The 17,245-nt window shown below is 68.9% G+C and carries 19 protein-coding genes; 5 read left to right on the forward strand and 14 right to left on the reverse strand.

Translation table 11 applies throughout. The annotated features are described in order from the left end of the window. Positions 1-7: 7 nt before the first annotated feature. The 3 genes from G6N47_RS04195 to G6N47_RS04205 form a co-directional block, all read right to left on the reverse strand. Positions 8-304 carry a PE family protein gene (locus tag G6N47_RS04195; RefSeq protein WP_083130315.1) on the reverse strand — a complete coding sequence of 99 codons (297 nt, stop codon included), beginning with the start codon at positions 302-304 and terminating at the stop codon, positions 8-10. A gap of 140 nt (positions 305-444) precedes the next feature. Beyond that, a complete protein-coding gene (locus G6N47_RS04200; protein WP_083130316.1) occupies positions 445-1,047 on the reverse strand; it encodes a TetR/AcrR family transcriptional regulator in 603 nt (200 codons plus the stop codon). Next, positions 1,025-1,891 (reverse strand): oxygenase MpaB family protein, encoded by an 867-nt coding sequence (locus G6N47_RS04205; RefSeq protein WP_083130317.1) that lies wholly within the window; start codon positions 1,889-1,891, stop codon positions 1,025-1,027. The genes G6N47_RS04200 and G6N47_RS04205 overlap by 23 nt, the downstream gene beginning before the upstream one ends. A gap of 102 nt (positions 1,892-1,993) precedes the next feature. Between G6N47_RS04205 and G6N47_RS04210 the strand changes: the two genes are divergently transcribed. Both G6N47_RS04210 and G6N47_RS04215 read left to right on the forward strand, forming a co-directional pair. Continuing rightward, a complete protein-coding gene (locus tag G6N47_RS04210) occupies positions 1,994-2,776 on the forward strand; it encodes a class I SAM-dependent DNA methyltransferase (RefSeq protein WP_083130318.1) in 783 nt (260 codons plus the stop codon). A 74-nt stretch (positions 2,777-2,850) separates the two neighbouring features. Then, positions 2,851-3,705, forward strand: coding sequence for an alpha/beta hydrolase (locus G6N47_RS04215; protein WP_083130319.1), 855 nt, complete (start codon positions 2,851-2,853; stop codon positions 3,703-3,705). Between the two features lie 7 nt (positions 3,706-3,712). On the opposite strand, the gene G6N47_RS04220 is transcribed toward G6N47_RS04215, so the two are convergent. The 9 genes from G6N47_RS04220 to G6N47_RS04260 form a co-directional block, all read right to left on the reverse strand. Next, positions 3,713-5,782 (reverse strand): heavy metal translocating P-type ATPase, encoded by a 2,070-nt coding sequence (locus G6N47_RS04220; RefSeq protein WP_083130320.1) that lies wholly within the window; start codon positions 5,780-5,782, stop codon positions 3,713-3,715. Further along, positions 5,779-6,030: a hypothetical protein gene (locus G6N47_RS04225; RefSeq protein ID WP_083130321.1), complete on the reverse strand. Its 252-nt coding sequence runs from the start codon at positions 6,028-6,030 to the stop codon at positions 5,779-5,781. Before G6N47_RS04225 ends, G6N47_RS04220 begins: the two co-directional genes overlap by 4 nt. Continuing rightward, positions 6,017-6,550, reverse strand: coding sequence for a DUF3093 domain-containing protein (locus G6N47_RS04230; protein WP_139799343.1), 534 nt, complete (start codon positions 6,548-6,550; stop codon positions 6,017-6,019). The genes G6N47_RS04225 and G6N47_RS04230 overlap by 14 nt, the downstream gene beginning before the upstream one ends. A 76-nt stretch (positions 6,551-6,626) precedes the next feature. Further along, positions 6,627-7,109, reverse strand: a complete 483-nt coding sequence (locus G6N47_RS04235) for a hypothetical protein (RefSeq protein ID WP_372517499.1) — start codon at positions 7,107-7,109, stop codon at positions 6,627-6,629. Then, on the reverse strand, positions 7,106-8,095 hold the full coding sequence (gene hemB, locus G6N47_RS04240; RefSeq protein WP_139799344.1) for a porphobilinogen synthase: 990 nt from the start codon (positions 8,093-8,095) through the stop codon (positions 7,106-7,108). The genes G6N47_RS04235 and hemB overlap by 4 nt, the downstream gene beginning before the upstream one ends. A gap of 83 nt (positions 8,096-8,178) precedes the next feature. After that, positions 8,179-9,831, reverse strand: a complete 1,653-nt coding sequence (locus G6N47_RS04245; protein WP_083130323.1) for a bifunctional uroporphyrinogen-III C-methyltransferase/uroporphyrinogen-III synthase — start codon at positions 9,829-9,831, stop codon at positions 8,179-8,181. A gap of 25 nt (positions 9,832-9,856) precedes the next feature. Continuing rightward, complete coding sequence (gene hemC, locus G6N47_RS04250) at positions 9,857-10,786, reverse strand: hydroxymethylbilane synthase (protein WP_083130537.1); 930 nt, start codon at positions 10,784-10,786, stop codon at positions 9,857-9,859. 13 nt (positions 10,787-10,799) lie between these two features. Then, on the reverse strand, positions 10,800-12,149 hold the full coding sequence (locus tag G6N47_RS04255; protein WP_083130324.1) for a glutamyl-tRNA reductase: 1,350 nt from the start codon (positions 12,147-12,149) through the stop codon (positions 10,800-10,802). An 87-nt stretch (positions 12,150-12,236) separates the two neighbouring features. Next, positions 12,237-12,482 carry a glutaredoxin family protein gene (locus tag G6N47_RS04260; RefSeq protein WP_083130538.1) on the reverse strand — a complete coding sequence of 82 codons (246 nt, stop codon included), beginning with the start codon at positions 12,480-12,482 and terminating at the stop codon, positions 12,237-12,239. Positions 12,483-12,538: 56 nt separating this feature from the next. Between G6N47_RS04260 and G6N47_RS04265 the strand changes: the two genes are divergently transcribed. From G6N47_RS04265 to G6N47_RS04275, 3 genes are all read left to right on the forward strand, one after another. Then, entirely contained in the window at positions 12,539-13,444 is a 906-nt protein-coding gene (locus G6N47_RS04265) for an HAD family hydrolase (protein ID WP_083130325.1), read from the forward strand. Positions 13,445-13,588: 144 nt separating this feature from the next. After that, positions 13,589-14,140 (forward strand): FAS1-like dehydratase domain-containing protein, encoded by a 552-nt coding sequence (locus G6N47_RS04270; RefSeq protein WP_083130326.1) that lies wholly within the window; start codon positions 13,589-13,591, stop codon positions 14,138-14,140. Further along, positions 14,137-15,003, forward strand: a complete 867-nt coding sequence (locus G6N47_RS04275) for a cyclopropane mycolic acid synthase family methyltransferase (RefSeq protein WP_169717236.1) — start codon at positions 14,137-14,139, stop codon at positions 15,001-15,003. The genes G6N47_RS04270 and G6N47_RS04275 overlap by 4 nt, the downstream gene beginning before the upstream one ends. A 22-nt stretch (positions 15,004-15,025) precedes the next feature. Here the strand turns inward: G6N47_RS04275 and G6N47_RS04280 are convergent, their stop codons facing one another. Then, positions 15,026-16,093: a lysophospholipid acyltransferase family protein gene (locus G6N47_RS04280; protein ID WP_083130328.1), complete on the reverse strand. Its 1,068-nt coding sequence runs from the start codon at positions 16,091-16,093 to the stop codon at positions 15,026-15,028. 5 nt (positions 16,094-16,098) lie between these two features. After that, entirely contained in the window at positions 16,099-17,202 is a 1,104-nt protein-coding gene (locus G6N47_RS04285; RefSeq protein WP_083130329.1) for an SDR family oxidoreductase, read from the reverse strand. Between the last annotated feature and the right edge of the window lie 43 nt (positions 17,203-17,245).

Here is a 17,245-nt window from a genome sequence, read left to right on the forward strand (position 1 = left end):
AACCCCGTCAGCCCGCAGCGACCGCATTGGCGGATTCGGTGGCTGCATACGCACCCGCGCTGGCGCCCAACGTGGCTACGAACGTGTCGTGAACCGCCGCCGCCTGGGCGCTGACAGCCTGATAGTTGGCGGCATGTGCCGCGAATTGCGCCGCTACCGCTGCCGATACTTCATCGGCAGCGGCCGGGACCACCGCGGTGGGAGCGGCCGCAGCCGCGTTCTGGGCGGTTACGGCCGACCCGATACCGGCCAGGTTGTCGGCCGCCGCTATCAACATTTCCGGGTGTGTGGTCACGAACGACATGTGTTCTCCTCCTCCGGGATGTGGGTGTGCGCCCGAGCGCACGGGTTGGAGTACCCATGTAGTAGCTAACTCGCGCTGGTAGCCACGCGTGGTAGTTGAGAGCGTGTCGCTGATACCGGCTGGGTTTGTCCCGGAAGGGTCTACACCGGCACGGCGCGCAGCGCGGCCGGCAGGCTGGGCAGGAAGTGTTCGGTGGCGAAGACGCGGAGGTCGTCGGCGGTGGCCAGCGGATGGCGGCTGGGCAGCAGCAGCACCATCGCCGCGTAGTGCAGGATGGTCTCGGCCAGCTCGTCGACCGCGGCTTCGCCGATGCGCTCGGCGAACCCGTCGGGGAAGATCACCCGCAGCGCGGCGGCCATCCGCTCGACCGCGGCACCCCAATGCTGCTGCGCCAGTTCGAGCATCAGGCCGGGCTCGTCGGCGAGCATCCGGGTCAGCACCCGGTGCTGGCGAAACCGCATGATCGACAGCGCGAACGCCTCGACGTAGTAATTCGATTGCGGGCGGCGGCTTTTCAGCTCTTCGGCGATGTCTGCGAACAGCGCGGCGTTCTCTCGGTCGATTACGGCGGCGACCAACTCGTCACGATTGGCGAAGCGGCGATAGATCGTGGTGCGGCTGACCCGGGCGCGGCGGGCGACATCGTCGAGCGCGACCCGCCGGAAGCCATGCCGCTCGAACTCGACGACGGCGGCGTCGAGGATGGCGCGGGTGGCGGGATCAGGCCCTGGCGTAGCCGGCACGGGCAAACCTGTTGTAGCGCAACCGCATCGGCAGATGATCCCACACCCAGTTGACCGGCCGAGAGCGCCACACCGCGGCGAAGCGCTGGTAGCGACGCTCCTGATGCTCGCTCCACGGCAGGTTCAGCAGGGCGCGGGCCTGCGGCGGCAGACCGCCCGTCGTCAGGAACGCCGCGACCGGATTGAACACCGGCGACACCAGCCGCCACAGCAGCGGCGGCACCCCTTTGGGGCAGGGGAAGCCCTTGGTGACGTAGCCGACGCCGTATTTGGCGGTCTTGTGCGCCACGACGACGTTGTCGAGCATGTCGTTCCAGTACTTTTCGAACTCCGCGTAGTCGGCGGGCATCGCCCGGTCGCTGACTCCGTAGCGGCGATACCACGTCTTCGACTCGAGGTATATCTGCTCCTTCTCGGCGCGGGTGAGGCGTTTGACGAACGTGTCGGCGAAGTAGAGCACCTGCTCGACGAACGTGGCGTGCGCCCAGTAGTAGGTCTCCGGATCGAGTGCGTGGTAGCGCTGCGCTTTTCCTTGCCCGGGGGGCATAACCCCTTTGATCTCGTGGTGGAAGTCGCGCACCTGCTGGCCCGGATGGTCGTCGTCGGCGCCATAGACAGTCATGAAAATCGGCGGCAGCGAGCGCTTGACGCGGGCGGCGGTGTCGGAGAAGAACACCGAGTGGTCCAGGACGCCCTGCCCCAGCTCGGCGAGCATGTTCTGCAGCACCGCCGGCCGCGGACCGATCAGAAACATGCGGTTGTCGCCGAAGTAGCGCCATACCAGCGAGTCGGGGCCCAGCGGCAACGCGTCGACGTCCACGGGTGTCTCGGACAGCTCAGTCATGTGGCACAGTGTTACACATTTTGAACTTTGTACCAACCCCGGGCTCGCCAGTCGGCCGCCCCCGAATAACGAAACGATTACGACGAGTGTTAAAATTGCGCGATGCCTTCGCAAATCTATCGAATTCAGTTTCCTCCGGCGAATTCCGAACGACTTGCTCAAGATGAAGTCTTGTTCAAACTGATCGAAGATGGCAAGCCACGGCGATTACGCTTTCACGACTACGCGGAGATTTACAAACGTCCGGGCCTCTACGAGGAGCTCTTCTACGGCCGGCTTCGGTGCAATTCGCCCGGCAAGGTGATGGAATTGCTGGAGCGGGCCTTGCACACCGCCCGCGAGCCGCTCACCGAATTGCGGGTGCTGGATCTGGGCGCCGGCAACGGCATGATGGGCGACGAGCTCAAGCAGGAAGGCATCGCTCGGCTGGTTGGTGTCGACATCGTCCCGGAGGCACGTGATGCCGCCTACCGCGATCGGCCCACCGTGTACGACGCCTACTACGTCGCGGACCTGGGTGATCTCGACCCGGGTCTGCGCGACGAACTGTCGGAGTGGAATTTCGATTGCCTGACCTGTGTCGCGGCGCTGGGATTCGGCGATATTCCGCCCCGTGCGTTTTTCAATGCATTACGGCTTATCCAGTCCCGCGGCTGGCTGGCTTTCAATATCAAGCAGTCATTTCTGGATGCCGACGAGCAGACCGGCTTTTCCCGATTAGTGCGGGCGCTGATTTTCTCGAAATACCTCGACATCTACCATCTCGAGCTATACCGGCACCGGCTTTCCATGGAAGGCACCCAGCTGTTCTATTACGCGCTGGTCGGCCGGTTGACCGCCCCGCTGCCCGACGACTTCCTGGAAACCCACGGCATCGAGGACTGAGCCGTTACCAGGCTGTTGTCGGATAGGTGACGCGGCGAGACCTGCCGCGGTCGTCTGCTTGGCATGATGCGCTGGTGAAATCGCTGACCCGCCGCGACGCACTGCATCTGGGTATCGCCGGGGCGGTGGGTCTAGGTACAGCCGGGTTGTCGGCGCTGGGCGCCCTGCTCGATCCGCCAACACCCCACGCGTCGCCTGACCCCGGCCCGGCATCGGCGGCTACCCCACTGCCCACCCGCGAGTCGGGCTCGTTCGTCTCCGCGGCCCGCGGCGGCGTCGAGACCCGCTGGATCATCGCCCGGCCGCCGGGCCAGACCGGCGTCCTGCGACCGGTGATCGCCCTGCACGGGATGGACAGCGACGCCGCCGGCGTGATGAGCCTCGGCGTGCCAGACGCGCTGGCGCGGCTGACCGCATCCGGCCGGCCACCGTTCGCGGTGGTGGCCGTCGACGGCGGCAATGCCTTCTGGCGCCGGCGGGCCAACGGCCAGGATTCCGGTGCGATGGTGTTGAACGAGCTGATCCCGATGCTGGCCACCAAGAACATCGACACGTCGCGGGTGGCCTTCATGGGCTGGTCGATGGGCGGTTACGGCGCCCTGCTGTTGGGCTCTCGCCTGGGACCGGCGCGCACCGCGGCGATCTGCGCGATCAGCCCGGCGCTGTACATGACGTATTGGGGTGCGCCGCATGACGCCTTCGACAGCCTCGACGACTGGCGCAAGAACTCGGCGATGGACCTGGTGCCGCAGCTGGCGGGGATCCCGCTGCGTGTCGATTGCGGCACGGGCGACGGCTTCTATGTTGCGACACGGCAATTCGTCAACGAGTTACCAACGCCGCCGGCCGGCGGGTTCTACCCGGGCGGGCACGACGCGGACTTCTGGCGCCAGCACCTGCCGGACGAGCTGGCCTGGCTGGACTCCTAAGCCAGGCTTAGCGTCCGAATCGCTTGAGCCGCAGGCTGTTTGCCACCACCAACACCGACGAGCAGGCCATCGCCGCGCCGGCGATCATCGGGTTGAGCAGGCCCAGCGCCGCCAGCGGGATGGCCGCCACGTTGTAGCCGAACGCCCAGAACAAGTTGGCCCGGATCGTGCTCAGCGTGCGCGCCGACAGCTGTAGCGCCGTCGGCACCGTGCGCAGGTCACCGCGCACCAGCGTCAGGTCGCCGGCCTCGATCGCGGCGTCGGTGCCGGTGCCCATGGCCATACCGATGTCGGCGGTGGCCAGCGCGACCGAGTCGTTGACGCCGTCGCCGACCATCGCCACCCGAAGTCCTTGCGCCTGCAGGCTTTTGACGGCGTCAGCCTTGTCGGTCGGTAACACTTCGGCGATCACGTCGGCCGGGTCGATGCCGACTTCGGCGGCGACCCGCAGCGCGACGGCGGCGTTGTCGCCCGTGAGCAGCACCGGTCGGATACCCATGTCCCGCAGTTGCGAAATGGCTTGTGCGCTGGTCGGTTTGACGGCGTCGACCAGCCGGATGACGCCGCGCACCCGATCGTCCCAGATGACGTCGACGCTGGTGCGCCCGTCGGACTGCCCGGCTTTGACCACGCTGACCGTCACGCCGTCGACGTCGCCGCTGACTCCCGTGCCGGGATCGTTGACGAAGTTGGCGACCGGTGCCACGTCTGCGACGGCGGCCACGATCGCCGCGGCGACCGGATGCTCGGATGCCGATTCGACCGCGGCGGCGCGGGCCAGCACCGTGTCGGCGTCCTCCCCCGCCGCGGGCTCGACCGCGTCGACGGTCATTACCCCGGTGGTCACGGTTCCGGTCTTGTCCAGCACGACGGTGTCGATGCCGTGCACGGCCTCCAGCACCTGCGGGTCTTTGATCAGGATGCCCAGCTGCGCGCCGCGTCCGGTGCCGACCAGGATGGCGGTCGGGGTGGCCAGGCCCAGCGCACACGGGCAGGCGATGACCAGCACTGCCACGGCCGCAGTGAACGCCGCGGCGGCGGGCTGCCCGGCCAGCAGCCAGCCGGCCAGCGTCGCCGCGGCGATCGCCAGCACGGCGGGCACGAACACCGCCGACACCCGGTCGGCGAGCCGCTGGATGGCTGCCTTGCCGTTTTGTGCGTCGGCCACCAGCCTGGCCATCCGGGCCAGCTGCGTGTCGGCGCCGACCTTCACGGCGCGGACCAGCACGCGGCCGTAGGTGTTCACAGCGCCGCCTAGCACGTCGTCGCCCGGGCCGACGTCGACGGGCACCGGCTCGCCGGTCAGCGCCGAGGTGTCCAGCGCGGAGGCCCCCTCGACGACGACGCCGTCGGTGGCGACCCGCTCGCCGGGCCGGACCACGAACACGTCGCCGACGTGCAACTCGGCCATCGGGACCCGCACCTCGGCGCCGTCGCGCAGCACGGCGGCGTCCTTGGCGCCCAGGGTCAGCAGCGTCCGCAGCGCCGCGCCGGCCGAGTGTTTGGCCCGCGACTCGGCGTACCGGCCGGCCAGCAGGAACACCGTCACGGCCGCGGCGACCTCGAAGTACAGGTGGCCACTGCCGGTGATGACCGCGATCGCCGACCACAGGTAGGCGGCCAGGGTGCCCAGCGACACCAGGGTGTCCATCGTCGACGCGCCGTGCCGGGCGCCGGCCAGTGCGGCCCGGTGGAACGGATAACCGCCCCAGGCGACGATCGGCGTCGTCAGCGCCAGGACCAGCCACTGCCAGCCGCTGAACTGCCATGCCGGCACCATCGACAGCGCGACGACCGGAATCGCCAGCGCCGCAGAGCCGATCAACCGCGCCGGCAGCGCAGCCTCGGGCGCGTCGTCGAGGGCGGGATCGCGGCTCAGCGAGGCCTGGTAGCCGGCCGACTCGACGGCGCTGATCAGGTCACGCGCCGACACCGTGGGTCCGTGCTCGACGTGGGCGCGTTCGACCGCGAAGTTCACCGTCGCGTGCACTCCGTCGAGCTGGTTGAGGACACGCTCGACCCGCGCGGCGCACGACGCGCAGTTCATGCCACGCAGTTCGAGATCGGTGGTCGTCATGCTCGGCTGGTTGCGGCCCGTCGCAGGTTGGCCAAGCCGACCACCGCCAGGACGCCGGCCGCCGTCGCCAGCAGCAGCGTCAGCAGCAGCAGCGGCGGGTCGTAGACCACCGACGTGGTGACCGGCTGGCCGTCGAGCACGGGCGCGACCGACACGGTGGAGCGCACCTGCGACCACGCCGCCGCGCAACCGAGCGCCGCGGCGCAGGCCAGCGCGAGCTCGACGACCGCCTTGCTAGCGGGGCTCACCGGCGCGACCGTCCTCGTCGTCGTCGACGCCAACCCGCTCCTCGACCAGTGGGGTCAGCGCCGCCCGCAGCGACTTGTGCCGTCGCGCCCAGGCCTGCGCGGTGCGGCCGTGGGTGAGCCGCAACCCGATGCCCACCCGGCCCTTCGGCACCCCGACCAGCTCGCCGAGCGCGCGCGACGACTGCCACCGCGCCGATTCCTGTTCGGAGGCCTGCGGATGCCCGGCCTCCGGGAAGACCCGCACGATCTCGGCGACGTTGATGGTCTCGGTGCCCTGACGCAGCGTTTGCGGGGTCAGCTCAACCGACGTGTGGATGCGTGCCGCCTTCACCTGCAACCCCACGAAGCCGGAGACCAGCACCAGAAACACGCCCGGTACCAGCGGCTGCCAGCCGTAGCCGCTGGAATGCTCGATCAGCAGCATGGCGCCCGCCGCGAGCGGGCCGGTCAGCACCCAGTACCAGCTGGCCCCGGGCTCACGGAACAACGGGGTCTGCTTGGTGTCGGTGTCTGTGGTCACTGAAGGAAAGCCTAACGGCGATCACAAGCGCGGCGGAGCCGGGCGCAGTGGGTCGCCGTCATCAAGCTAGCGGCGATCACCTGGTGAAGTAGGTGTGGGCGTCGCTGCGGTGCAGCAAGAACATGCCGCCGGCGATCAGCACGCAGCCGACGATCCCGGTGACCGCACAGATCACCGCGGCCAGCGGCGGCCAGTCCACGCTGAACAACCGGGTGCCCACGTAGACGACCGCGGCGATGCCGCCGCCGGTCAACACCGTCCGGGCCCAGCGATACCCGGCCCGCATCAGGATCAGAAACGTCACCACGATCGCGCACACCACCGCCGCGAACAGCCCGGACGCCGCGTAGACGAGCGGCGAGCCGTGACCGTGCCGGGATGCGACCAGGTCCACCACGTAGCCGGTCACCATCAGCGGCACCGCCGCCAGCCACAGCCAGAACCCGGTGTCGACGTCCACCGGCCGGGTCTGCGGCTCCTGCGACTGCGGGGGTTCCGGCGGCCCCGGCGGACCTGGCGGGCCCGGCGGCGAACCCGGCCAGCTCGGCGGTCCGCTCACGACAGCCAGCCCGCCGCCTCGGCGGCCCAGTAGCTCAACACGATGTCGGCGCCGGCGCGGCGGATCCCGGTCAGCGACTCCAGCACGGCGGAGCGGCGATCGATCCAGCCGTTTGCCGCGGCGGCCGAGATCATCGCGTACTCGCCCGATACCTGGTAGGCCGCCACTGGCACCGGCGACATGGACGCCGCCGCTGAGATGACATCGAGGTAGCCCATCGCGGGTTTGACCATCACGATGTCGGCGCCCTCGTCGAGATCCAGCTGCACCTCGCGCAGGGCCTCGCGGGCGTTGCCGGGCTCCTGCTGATAGGTGCGACGGTCACCGGACAGGCTGGAGCTCACCGCCTCGCGGAACGGCCCGTAGAACGCCGACGCGAACTTGGCGGCATACGCCAGGATCACCACGTCGGTGTGACCGGCGGCATCCAGGCCGTCACGGATCGCGCCGACCTGGCCATCCATCATGCCGCTCGGCCCTACCACCTGGGCTCCTGAATCTGCTTGCGCCACAGCAAGTTCCACATAACGAGTCAGTGTAGCGTCGTTGTCGACCCGGCCGCGTTCGTCGAGCACGCCGCAGTGCCCGTGGTCGGTGAACTCATCCAGGCAGGTGTCGGCCATCAACACGGTCGCCTCACCGAGATCCTTCGCCAGATCCCGCAGCGCGACGTTGAGGATGCCGTCCGGGTCAGAGCCGACCGACCCGGCGGCGTCCTTGTCCTCGTCGCGGGGCACGCCGAACAGCATCAGCCCGCCCACCCCGGCGGCCACCGCCGCCGCAGCGGCGGTGCGCAACGAGTCGCGAGTGTGCTGCACCACGCCGGGCATCGACGTGATCGGGCGCGGTTCGTCGATGCCGTCGGCGACGAACATCGGCAACACCAAATGCCTTGGCTCCAGCGATGTTTGCGCCACCAGCCGACGCATCACCGGGGTGGAGCGGAGCCGACGGGGACGCTGCCGGGGGTAGCCAGCCATGCTCACTGGCCGCCGCGAGCGTGCGCACAATGCCAGGCGTAACGGCGTGTCGCCGTACAAACACGCACGCTCGGCGTTACGCCCGCCATCTAACGCCTGCGGCTCTTCTTGCGCGGCGGCGGCAGCGCACCTTCGGCCCGCAGCCGGGCGGCGTGCTCGGCCAGCGCCTCGATCAGCGGACCCACCGCGGCAACCTCGGGCTGCACGTCGACGCGCAGGCCGAATTCGGCTGCGGTCTCCGCGGTCTTGGGCCCGATGCAGGCGACGATCGTGCGCGCGTGCGGCTTGCCGGCGATGCCGACCAGGTTGCGCACCGTCGAGCTCGACGTGAAGCACACCGCGTCGAACCCGCCGGTCTTGATCATCTCCCGCGTTTCCGCCGGCGGCGGGGCGGCCCGCACGGTCCGGTAGGCGGTGACGTCCTCGATCTCCCAACCTCTTTCGCGCAGCCCCTCGGCCAGCGTCTCGGTGGCAATGTCGGCCCGCGGCAACAGGACTCGGTTGACAGGGTCGAAAACGCTGTCGTAAGGCGGGAATTCGTCCAGCAACCCCAGTGAGGACTGCTCACCGGACGGCACCAGCTCGGGGCTGATCCCGAACGCGCGAACCCGATCGGCCGTCGCCTCGCCGACGCAGGCAATCTTCACGCCGGAGAACGCGCGCGCGTCGAGACCGAACTCGCCGAACTTCTCCCACACCGCACGCACTGCGTTGGTGGAGGTGAACACCACCCACTGGTAGCGGCCGTCGACCAAACCCTTGACCGCGCGCTCCATCTGCGCGGGGCTGCGCGGCGGCTCGACGGCGATGGTCGGCACCTCGATCGGCAGCGCGCCGTGCGCGGTCAGCCGTTCGCTCATCTCGCCGGCCTGGTCCTTGGTGCGCGGCACCAGTACGGTCCAGCCGTACAGGGCGCGGCTCTCCCACCAGTTCAGCTTGGCTCGGTTGGCCACGGTCTTGCCGATTGTCACCACCACGGCGCCGGTCAGCGGGCCGGCGGGATCGGTGGCGCCCAGCGGCGCGCCGTCGGTCAGCGTGCCCAGCGTCGACTCCACCGAACGCTGCGCGCACGTGGTGCCCGAGCCGGTCACCACGCACGGCGTGGTCTCGGTCAGCCCGTATTCGATCAGCGTGCGCGCCGCGTCGGCCACGTGAGATGCGGTGGCCTGCAGGATCAGCGGGCCCGGTGCGGCGGCCAGCGCCGCCCAGTCCACATCACCGCGCACGTCGGCCACGGTGTGCGACGAGCCCAGCGGCAATCCGGCATACGCCGGCACCGCAGAGGTCGGCGCCAGCCCGGGCACGATCTCGAAGTGCAGGTGGCTGCGCGCCACCGCGCTCACCTCGGTGATGACCGCGTCGACCGACAGCGGGTCACCGGCCACCAGCCGCACCACGTCGTGGCCCGAACGAGCTTCGGCCACAAGCGTTTTCGCCACCTCGGCCGGATCGCCGAGGGCGGGCCGGATGTCGGGTCCGACGGACACCACCGCGGCGGCGGGGTCGTCGGCGGCACCCTCGGGCGTGTCGGGGCCCGGCTCGGCGGGCGCCGGACCGGACACCGGCGGCAGGTCCTTGCCGATCAGCGCCAGCACGGCCTCGGGCACGTCAGGGTCGGTGAACACCAGGGCGGCGTTGGCCAGCGCCGTCGCGGCCCGCGTCGTCAGCAGACCCGGGTCCCCAGGACCTGAGCCCACGAACGTGATGCGGCCCGGCTTCGGCTTACGCCCTCGCGTCGTCATCTGTCATCCCTCCTCGCGCGGGATTTCACCGCGCTCCCGACATGAGTTCCCGTGCGCCCAGCGCGAACAGCTCCTCGGCCACCGAGAGCCCCAGCTCCCGTGCCCGATCCGGACTGCCGATGCCGGATGCGCGGATCACGTCGGATCCGTCCAGCGCCGCCACGCAGCTGCGTAGCGACAGCTCCTCGAAGACATGTGAGTCGTCCTCATCGATGGACTCGACCACCTCGGCGATCGCGCCCACCGGCGCGGAGCAACCTGCCTCCAGTTCGGCGAGCAGGGCACGCTCGGCGGTGACGGCCGCGCGGGTGTCGGCGTCGTCGAGCTCCGCCAACAGTGCCGCCAGGCCGGTGTCCCCGGCGCGGCACTCGACGGCCAGCGCCCCCTGAGCCGGTGCCGGCAACATCTGGACCGGCTCCAGCGTCTCGGTGACGGCGTCGAGCCGGCCCAGCCGGGCCAAGCCCGCCCTGGCCACCACGATCGCGTCGAGATCACCGCTGCTTACCCTGTTCAACCTGGTATCTAGGTTGCCTCTTAGGGGGCGGATTTCCAAACCGAGACCCAGTGCTCTAAGCTGTGCGGCCCGCCGGGGCGACGAAGTGCCGACCACCGAGCCCGTCGGCAACTCCGCCAGCACCAGCCCGTCGCGGGCCACCACCGCGTCTCGCGGGTCTTCGCGGGGCGGTATCGCCGCCACGGTGAACCGCGGATCGTCGGCCGTCGGCAAATCTTTGTGCGAGTGCACCGCGGCGTCGACCTTGCCCTCCAGGATGGCCTCCCGCAACGCCGCGGTGAACACCCCGACGCCGATGCTGGCAATCGGATCGGTCGACCGGTCCCCCTCGGTGCTGATCGTGACCAGCTCGGCGGGATGGCCATTGGCCGCCAGGGCGTCCCTTATAGCGCCGGCCTGGGTGGTGGCCAACAGGCTGCCCCGCGTGCCAATCCGGATCACGTCGGCCAAGCGGCTACTCGCCCGAATCGGTTGTGACCGTAGGCAATTCGCCTGCGGTTGCGACGGCGTCAACAGCCGTCTGGTCGAGTTCGAACAGCTCGCGCAGCGCCTCGGCGTAGCTGTCGCCGCCGGGCGCGCTCGCCAATTGCTTGATCCGCACGGTGGGGGCGTGCAGGAGCTTGTCCACCACGCGGCGCACGGTGCGGGCCACCTCGTCGCGCTGGTCGGTGTCCAGTCCGGGCAGCCGGTTCTCCAACCGCAGCAACTCCGCTTCGACGACGTCGGCGGCGCGCTGGCGCAGCGCGGTCACCGTCGGGGTCACCTCGGCCATCCGCTGACCGGCCAGGTACGTGGCGACCTCGGCGGCGACGATGTGGCGGGCGGCTTCGGCGTCGGCGGCTGCGGCCCGCGCCGACGGCTCCCGCTGGATGCGGTCCATGTCGACGACCCAGACACCGGGCAGGCCGGCCACCGCGGGGTCGACGTCGCGCGGCATGCCCAGGTCGCAGATCACCAGCGGCTGGGTGGTTTCGTCGCGGCGGGCGGCGGCCAGGGCGTGGTGCACGTCGGCCAGCGACACGACCGGGCGCACCGCACCGGTGCAGCTGACGACGACGTCGGCGTCGGCCAGTGCCGCCGGGAGCCGGTCGAGAGCCCAGGCTTCGGCTTGGGCACCGGCTTCACGGACCTTGCGGGCCAGCCGCTGCGCCCGCGGCAGCGACCGGTTGACGACGTGGACATGCTCGACGCCGGCGCGGGTCAGATGCGCCGCGGCCAGCGCGCCCATCGCCCCGGCGCCGATCACCGCGGCGGTCTTGCCGTTGAGCCCGACCAGCTTGCTGTCGGCCATGCCGAGCGCCACCGACACCACCGATGCGCCGGCGGCGTCGATCGCCGTTTCGCTGTGCACCCGCTTGCCCACCGCCAGCGCGCGCTGAGCCAGCTCGTGCAGCACCCGCCCGACGGTGCGATTGGCCTCGGCGGTCGCATAGGCGCGGCGCACCTGGCCCAGCACCTGCCGTTCGCCGAGCACTGCTGAATCCAGGCCGCTGGCCACCGCGAACAGATGCTCGACGGCGGCCTCGCTGTAGCGCACGTAGGCGTATTTGGTCAGGTCGCCCAGCGACATTCCGGAATGCTCGGAGAGCACCTGCCCGATGACCGACAGGCCGCCGTGGAAGGCGTCGACCACGGCGTAGACCTCGACCCGGTTGCAGGTGGACAGCACCATGGCCTCGGTGACCAGCGGCGACTGCAAAACCCGGTCGATGATTTTGATCTGGTCGGACTCGTCGGTGGACAGCTGCTCCAGAACGGAAACCGGCGCGCTGCGGTGTGATACCCCGAAGAGCAGGACGCTCACGGCTTAATCACCTGGCCTGCTCCCTTGCTTTCACCAGTGAACGAACTGACATCCACGGTAGTCGTTCGGCTGGTGGGCTACCAAATTTCACCGCGCGGCAAGATCGGCACGCAGGCGCTCCTCGTCGACCTCCCAGTAGCTGTGCTCGCGGCCGTCGAGCAGCACCACCGGCAGCCGGTCGCCGAATTCCGCCCGCAGCGCGGGATTCCCGGCGGCCGCGGCGGCGTCGACGTCGGTGGCCGACAGGTCGAACCCCAATTCGGCGGCCAGCGCGGCCAGTTGAGAGTAAGCGCGCTCACAGATGCTGCATCCGTCACGGGTCAGCAGCTGCACCTGCGGGCGGTCCACGACCCCAGTGTGCAGCAGTTGCCGGATAGTGTTGTGGCGTGATGGCTTTTGCCGACTCGGGCCATGAGCAGCCCGGTCGCTTCGACCTTCAGGCGCTGGCGTCCAACGCCAGCGCCGAACGCGCGCTCGACGGCCTGCACGAGGATGACGCGCCCGGCCCCGAGCAGCCTCCGGTCGACCTGACAGCGGCGGCGTTCTTCGACGTGGACAACACTTTGGTGCAGGGTTCGTCGCTGGTGCATTTCGGCCGAGGCCTGGCGGCCCGCAAATACTTCACCTACCGCGACGTGCTCGGGTTCATTTACGCGCAGACCAAGTTTCAGCTCATCGGCCGCGAGAACAGCAACGACGTCGCAGCGGGCCGGCGCAAGGCGCTGGCGTTCATCGAAGGCCGCTCGACGGCCGAGCTGATAGCGCTGGGCGAGGAGATTTACGACGAGATCATCGCCGACAAGATCTGGCCGGGCACGCGTGAGCTGGCGCAGATGCACCTCGACGCGGGCCAGCAGGTGTGGCTGGTCACCGCTACGCCCTACGAGCTGGCGGTGACCATCGCGCACCGACTCGGCCTGACCGGCGCACTCGGCACTGTGGCCCAGTCGGTCGACGGGGTGTTCACCGGCCGGCTGGTCGGCGACCTCCTGCACGGCACCGGCAAGGCCCACGCGGTGCGGTCGCTGGCGATCCGGGAGGGGCTGAACCTGCGGCGCTGCACCGCCTATTCGGACAGCTACAACGACGTGCCGATGCTGTCGCTGGTCGGCACCGCGGTCGCGATCAACCCCGACGCCCGGCTGCGCGCCCTGGCCCGCGAGCGTGGGTGGGAGATCCGCGACTTCCGGACCGCGCGCAAGGCCGCCCGTATCGGGGTGCCGTCCGCGCTGGCGCTGGGCGCGGCGGGCGGGGCCCTGGCGGCGGCCGTGTCGCGTCGCCACGAGCGCGGGTAACGCGCGAGGGGCGCACCGACCGCATCAGGCCCCGTGTCGCGTCGCCACGAGCGCGGGTAACGCGCGAGGGGCGCGGATAGCGCCCGACGGCAATTCCGCTGATAAGCTGCGCCGCTGAGCACCCATACGAGTGGAGAGCAGCGCATGTCAGTGCCCGAAGGCGCCCAAGACCTCATCGGGACGCACTACAGGTTCCCGGACTACTTCGACGTCGGTCGTGAAAAGATCCGCGAGTTCGCGCGGTCGGTCAAGGACGACCACCCGATGCACTTCGACGAAGCTGCCGCCGCCGAGGCCGGCTACCCGGCGCTGGTGGCGTCGCTGACATTTCTGGCGGTCGCCGGGCGGCGCGTGCAACTGGACGTCTTCACCAAGTTCGACATCCCGATCAACCTCGCCCGCGTGCTGCACCGCGACCAGAAGTTCATCTACCACCGGCCGATCCTGGCCGGTGACCGGCTCTTCTTCGACACCTACCTGGACTCGGTCATTGAGTCCCACAGCACCGTGATCGCCGAGATCCGCAGCGAGGTCACCGACGCCGACGGCAACCCCGTGATCACCAGCATCGTGACCATGCTCGGGGAGTCAACGCATCCCGACGCCGACGCGGAGGCGACGATCGCGGCGATCGCATCCATTCGAGGCGGGGACAAGGTAGTTGCCGCCAACCAATCAGGGGGCCAAGACCAGTGAGCAACAATCTCACGCCGCACTTCGAGGACGTCCAGTCGCATTACGACCTGTCCGACGACTTCTACCGGCTGTTCCTCGACCCGTCACAGACCTACAGCTGCGCATACTTCGAGCGCGACGACATGACTCTGGAAGAGGCGCAACTCGCCAAGATCGACCTGTCGCTGGGCAAGCTCGATCTGGAGCCCGGCATGACGCTGCTCGATATCGGCTGCGGCTGGGGCGCGACGCTGCGGCGCGCGATCGAGAAGTACGACGTGAACGTCATCGGCTTGACGCTGTCCAAAAACCAGGCCGCCCATGTGCAGAAGTCCTTCGCCGCGATGGACAGCCCGCGTTCCAAAGAGGTGCGGCTGCAGGGCTGGGAGCAGTTCGACGAGCCGGTGGACCGCATCGTGTCAATCGGTGCGTTCGAGCATTTCGGCCGCAGCCGCTACGACGACTTTTTCGCAATGGCCTACCGAGTGCTGCCGCCGGGTGGGGTGATGATGCTGCACACCATCGTCAAGCCCAGCGACGAGGACTTCGCCGAGCGCGGGCTGCCGCTCACGATGCGTCTCCTGCGGTTCTTCAAGTTCATCATGGACGAGATCTTCCCCGGCGGCGATCTGCCGCAGGCGTCGGCGGTCGAGGAGCACGCGGCCAGGGCGGGCTTCACGCTCACCAAGAGGCAGCCGCTGCGGCTGCACTACGCCCGCACGCTGCACATCTGGGCCAAGAATCTGGAATCCCGCAAGGACGAGGCCATCGCGATCCAGTCGCAGGAGGTCTACGACCGTTACATGAAATACCTGACCGGCTGCGCCGAGCTGTTTCGCGACGGCTACACCGACGTCTGCCAGTTCACCTTGGTCAAGCCGTAGTGCGGCCGGCAGACGCGAAAACTCAGCCGAAGAACACGTTGCGCCGGCCGGCCAGCAACCGGTACAGCGTCTGCTGGATGGTCTCGCGGACCTGATCGGTCAGCTCGAAGGTGACCATCGGATCGTCGGCGTCGGCAACGTCGTAGTCGGCGGTAGAAATCGGCTCGCCAAAAGCAATGTGCCACTTCGACGGCAGCGGCACCATGCCCGCCGGGCCGGCCAACGGAAACAGCGGGGTGACCGGGAAGTACGGCAGACCGAACAGCCGCGCCAGCAGCTTGACGTCGGCCACCATCGGGTAGATCTCCTCGGAGCCGACGATCGAGCACGGCACGATCGGCGCCTTGGTGCGCAGTGCCGCCGACACGAACCCGCCGCGGCCGAACCGCTGCAGCTTGTAGCGGTCCTTGAACTTCTTGCCCAGGCCCTTGTAGCCCTCCGGGAACACGGCGGTGAGCTCGCCGGACGCCAGCAGCCGGTGTGCGTCGGTGGTGCACGCCATGGTGTGGCCGGCCTTGCGGGCGGTTTCGCCGATCACCGGCAGGTCGAACACCATGTCGGCGGCCAGCAGCCGCAAGTCGCGATGCGCGGGGTGCTCGTCGTGCACGGCCACCGAGGCCATCAGCCCGTCGAACGGCAGCACCCCGGCGTGGTTGGCCACGACCAATGCCGCGCCGGTGTCCGGCAGGTTCTCGATACCGCTGACCTCGACCCGGAACCACGACTTGAAGAAGAATCTCAGCAAAGGCCGCACGATGGCGTCGTTGAAGTGTGGGTCGAACCCGAACTCGTCGACGCTGTAGTCGCCGGTGATGCGTTGACGGATGAATTCGGCGACCGCACCGACCCGCTGCGCGAGGTCGCTGCCGGGCGTTTCGGTTTCGGGTTTGGCGCCGGCGACGCGACGATGCTGGTCGATCTCGCGGACGACGGCGGCGATCTGCTCGGCTGATGCCCGCCCGCCGGGATCCGACAACAGCGACGGGTGCCGACGCGACTCCTGCGTCCGTTGACCCGCCCGCCGCTGCGCGGCTGCACGACTCGGATTCGTGTGCAGCGGAATGACTTTCGCCTTCGGCTCACCCGCCACGATATTTACTTCCCCCAAACCGATGGAATTGGGTTCCAGTTGCCAAAGCGCTGCGCTGCTGCCACGGCCCGACCCTCCAAGGAGACTACCAACTCCGGTTTGATAATGGGAGTCAAACCTCGACCACGTACGTAGTCATCAAAGGCTTCGGCCGTAGTCCATTTGGGTTGGTAGCCGAGTTGGACACGCATCCGTGTTGTGTCCATTACGCGGCCGTAACTGAGGTAGTCGAGTTGCTCGCGGTTGATTTCGGTATAGCGATTAGCACGTCTCAGCGAATCGAGAATCCAGAGCCCGAATCCGGGTACCGGCAGCGGAATTCGGCCCGCCCGCCGGATCGCCTGCGACAGCATGATGATCCCGTCGGCACCGATGTTGAAGGTGCCCGGCTTGCCGGCCATCGCGGCGCGCTCCAGCGCGCCGAGCGCGTCCTGCTCGTGCAGTAACTGCAGGCGAGCGTCCCGTCCGACGACGGTGGGGACCAGCGGGCCGGCCAGATACCGCGACAGCGTGGTGTCCATCGCGGGCCCGATCATGTTGGCCAACCGCAGAATCGTCACCGAGATGTCGGGCCGCCGGCGGCCCAGCCCGCGCACATAGCCCTCGATGTCGAGGCTGTCCTTGGGGAAACCTTCGCGGAAGGGCCGGCGGCTGCTGCTGTCCTCGGTGAACATCACCGGGTCGTGCGGGCTGGACCCGTAGACCTCCGACGTCGACTTCAACACCACGCGGCGCACCGACGGCGCCTTCTGGCAGGCCGCGAACAACTGCATCGCGCCCATCACGTTGATTTCCTTCAACGCCGCACCGCCGCCGGATCGCGGCGCAAACGACGCCGCGGCCGCATGCACGACGGTGTCGACGTCGCCGTTTCGAATCACCTTGGCGATAAAGGGGTTGCGGATGTCGGCGCGGACGAATTCGGCGCGGCCCATCCGCCGCAGCATGTCCTTGCTGGGCGCAATGGCATCCACGGCGATGACCCGGTTGATCAACGGGTTCTGCGCCAGCCGGGCCGTCAGGTAGCCGCCCAGAAACCGGCACGCCCCAGTCACCAATACGACTTTGGGGTAGTGCACGGTGTCGCTAGTAGCGCCCGACGAATCCACTCCGACAGCCTATCGGCCAAGCGCTCAGACGGCCGGTCGAGAC

This window comes from Mycobacterium branderi, from assembly GCF_010728725.1.
Lineage (GTDB): Bacteria > Actinomycetota > Actinomycetes > Mycobacteriales > Mycobacteriaceae > Mycobacterium > Mycobacterium branderi.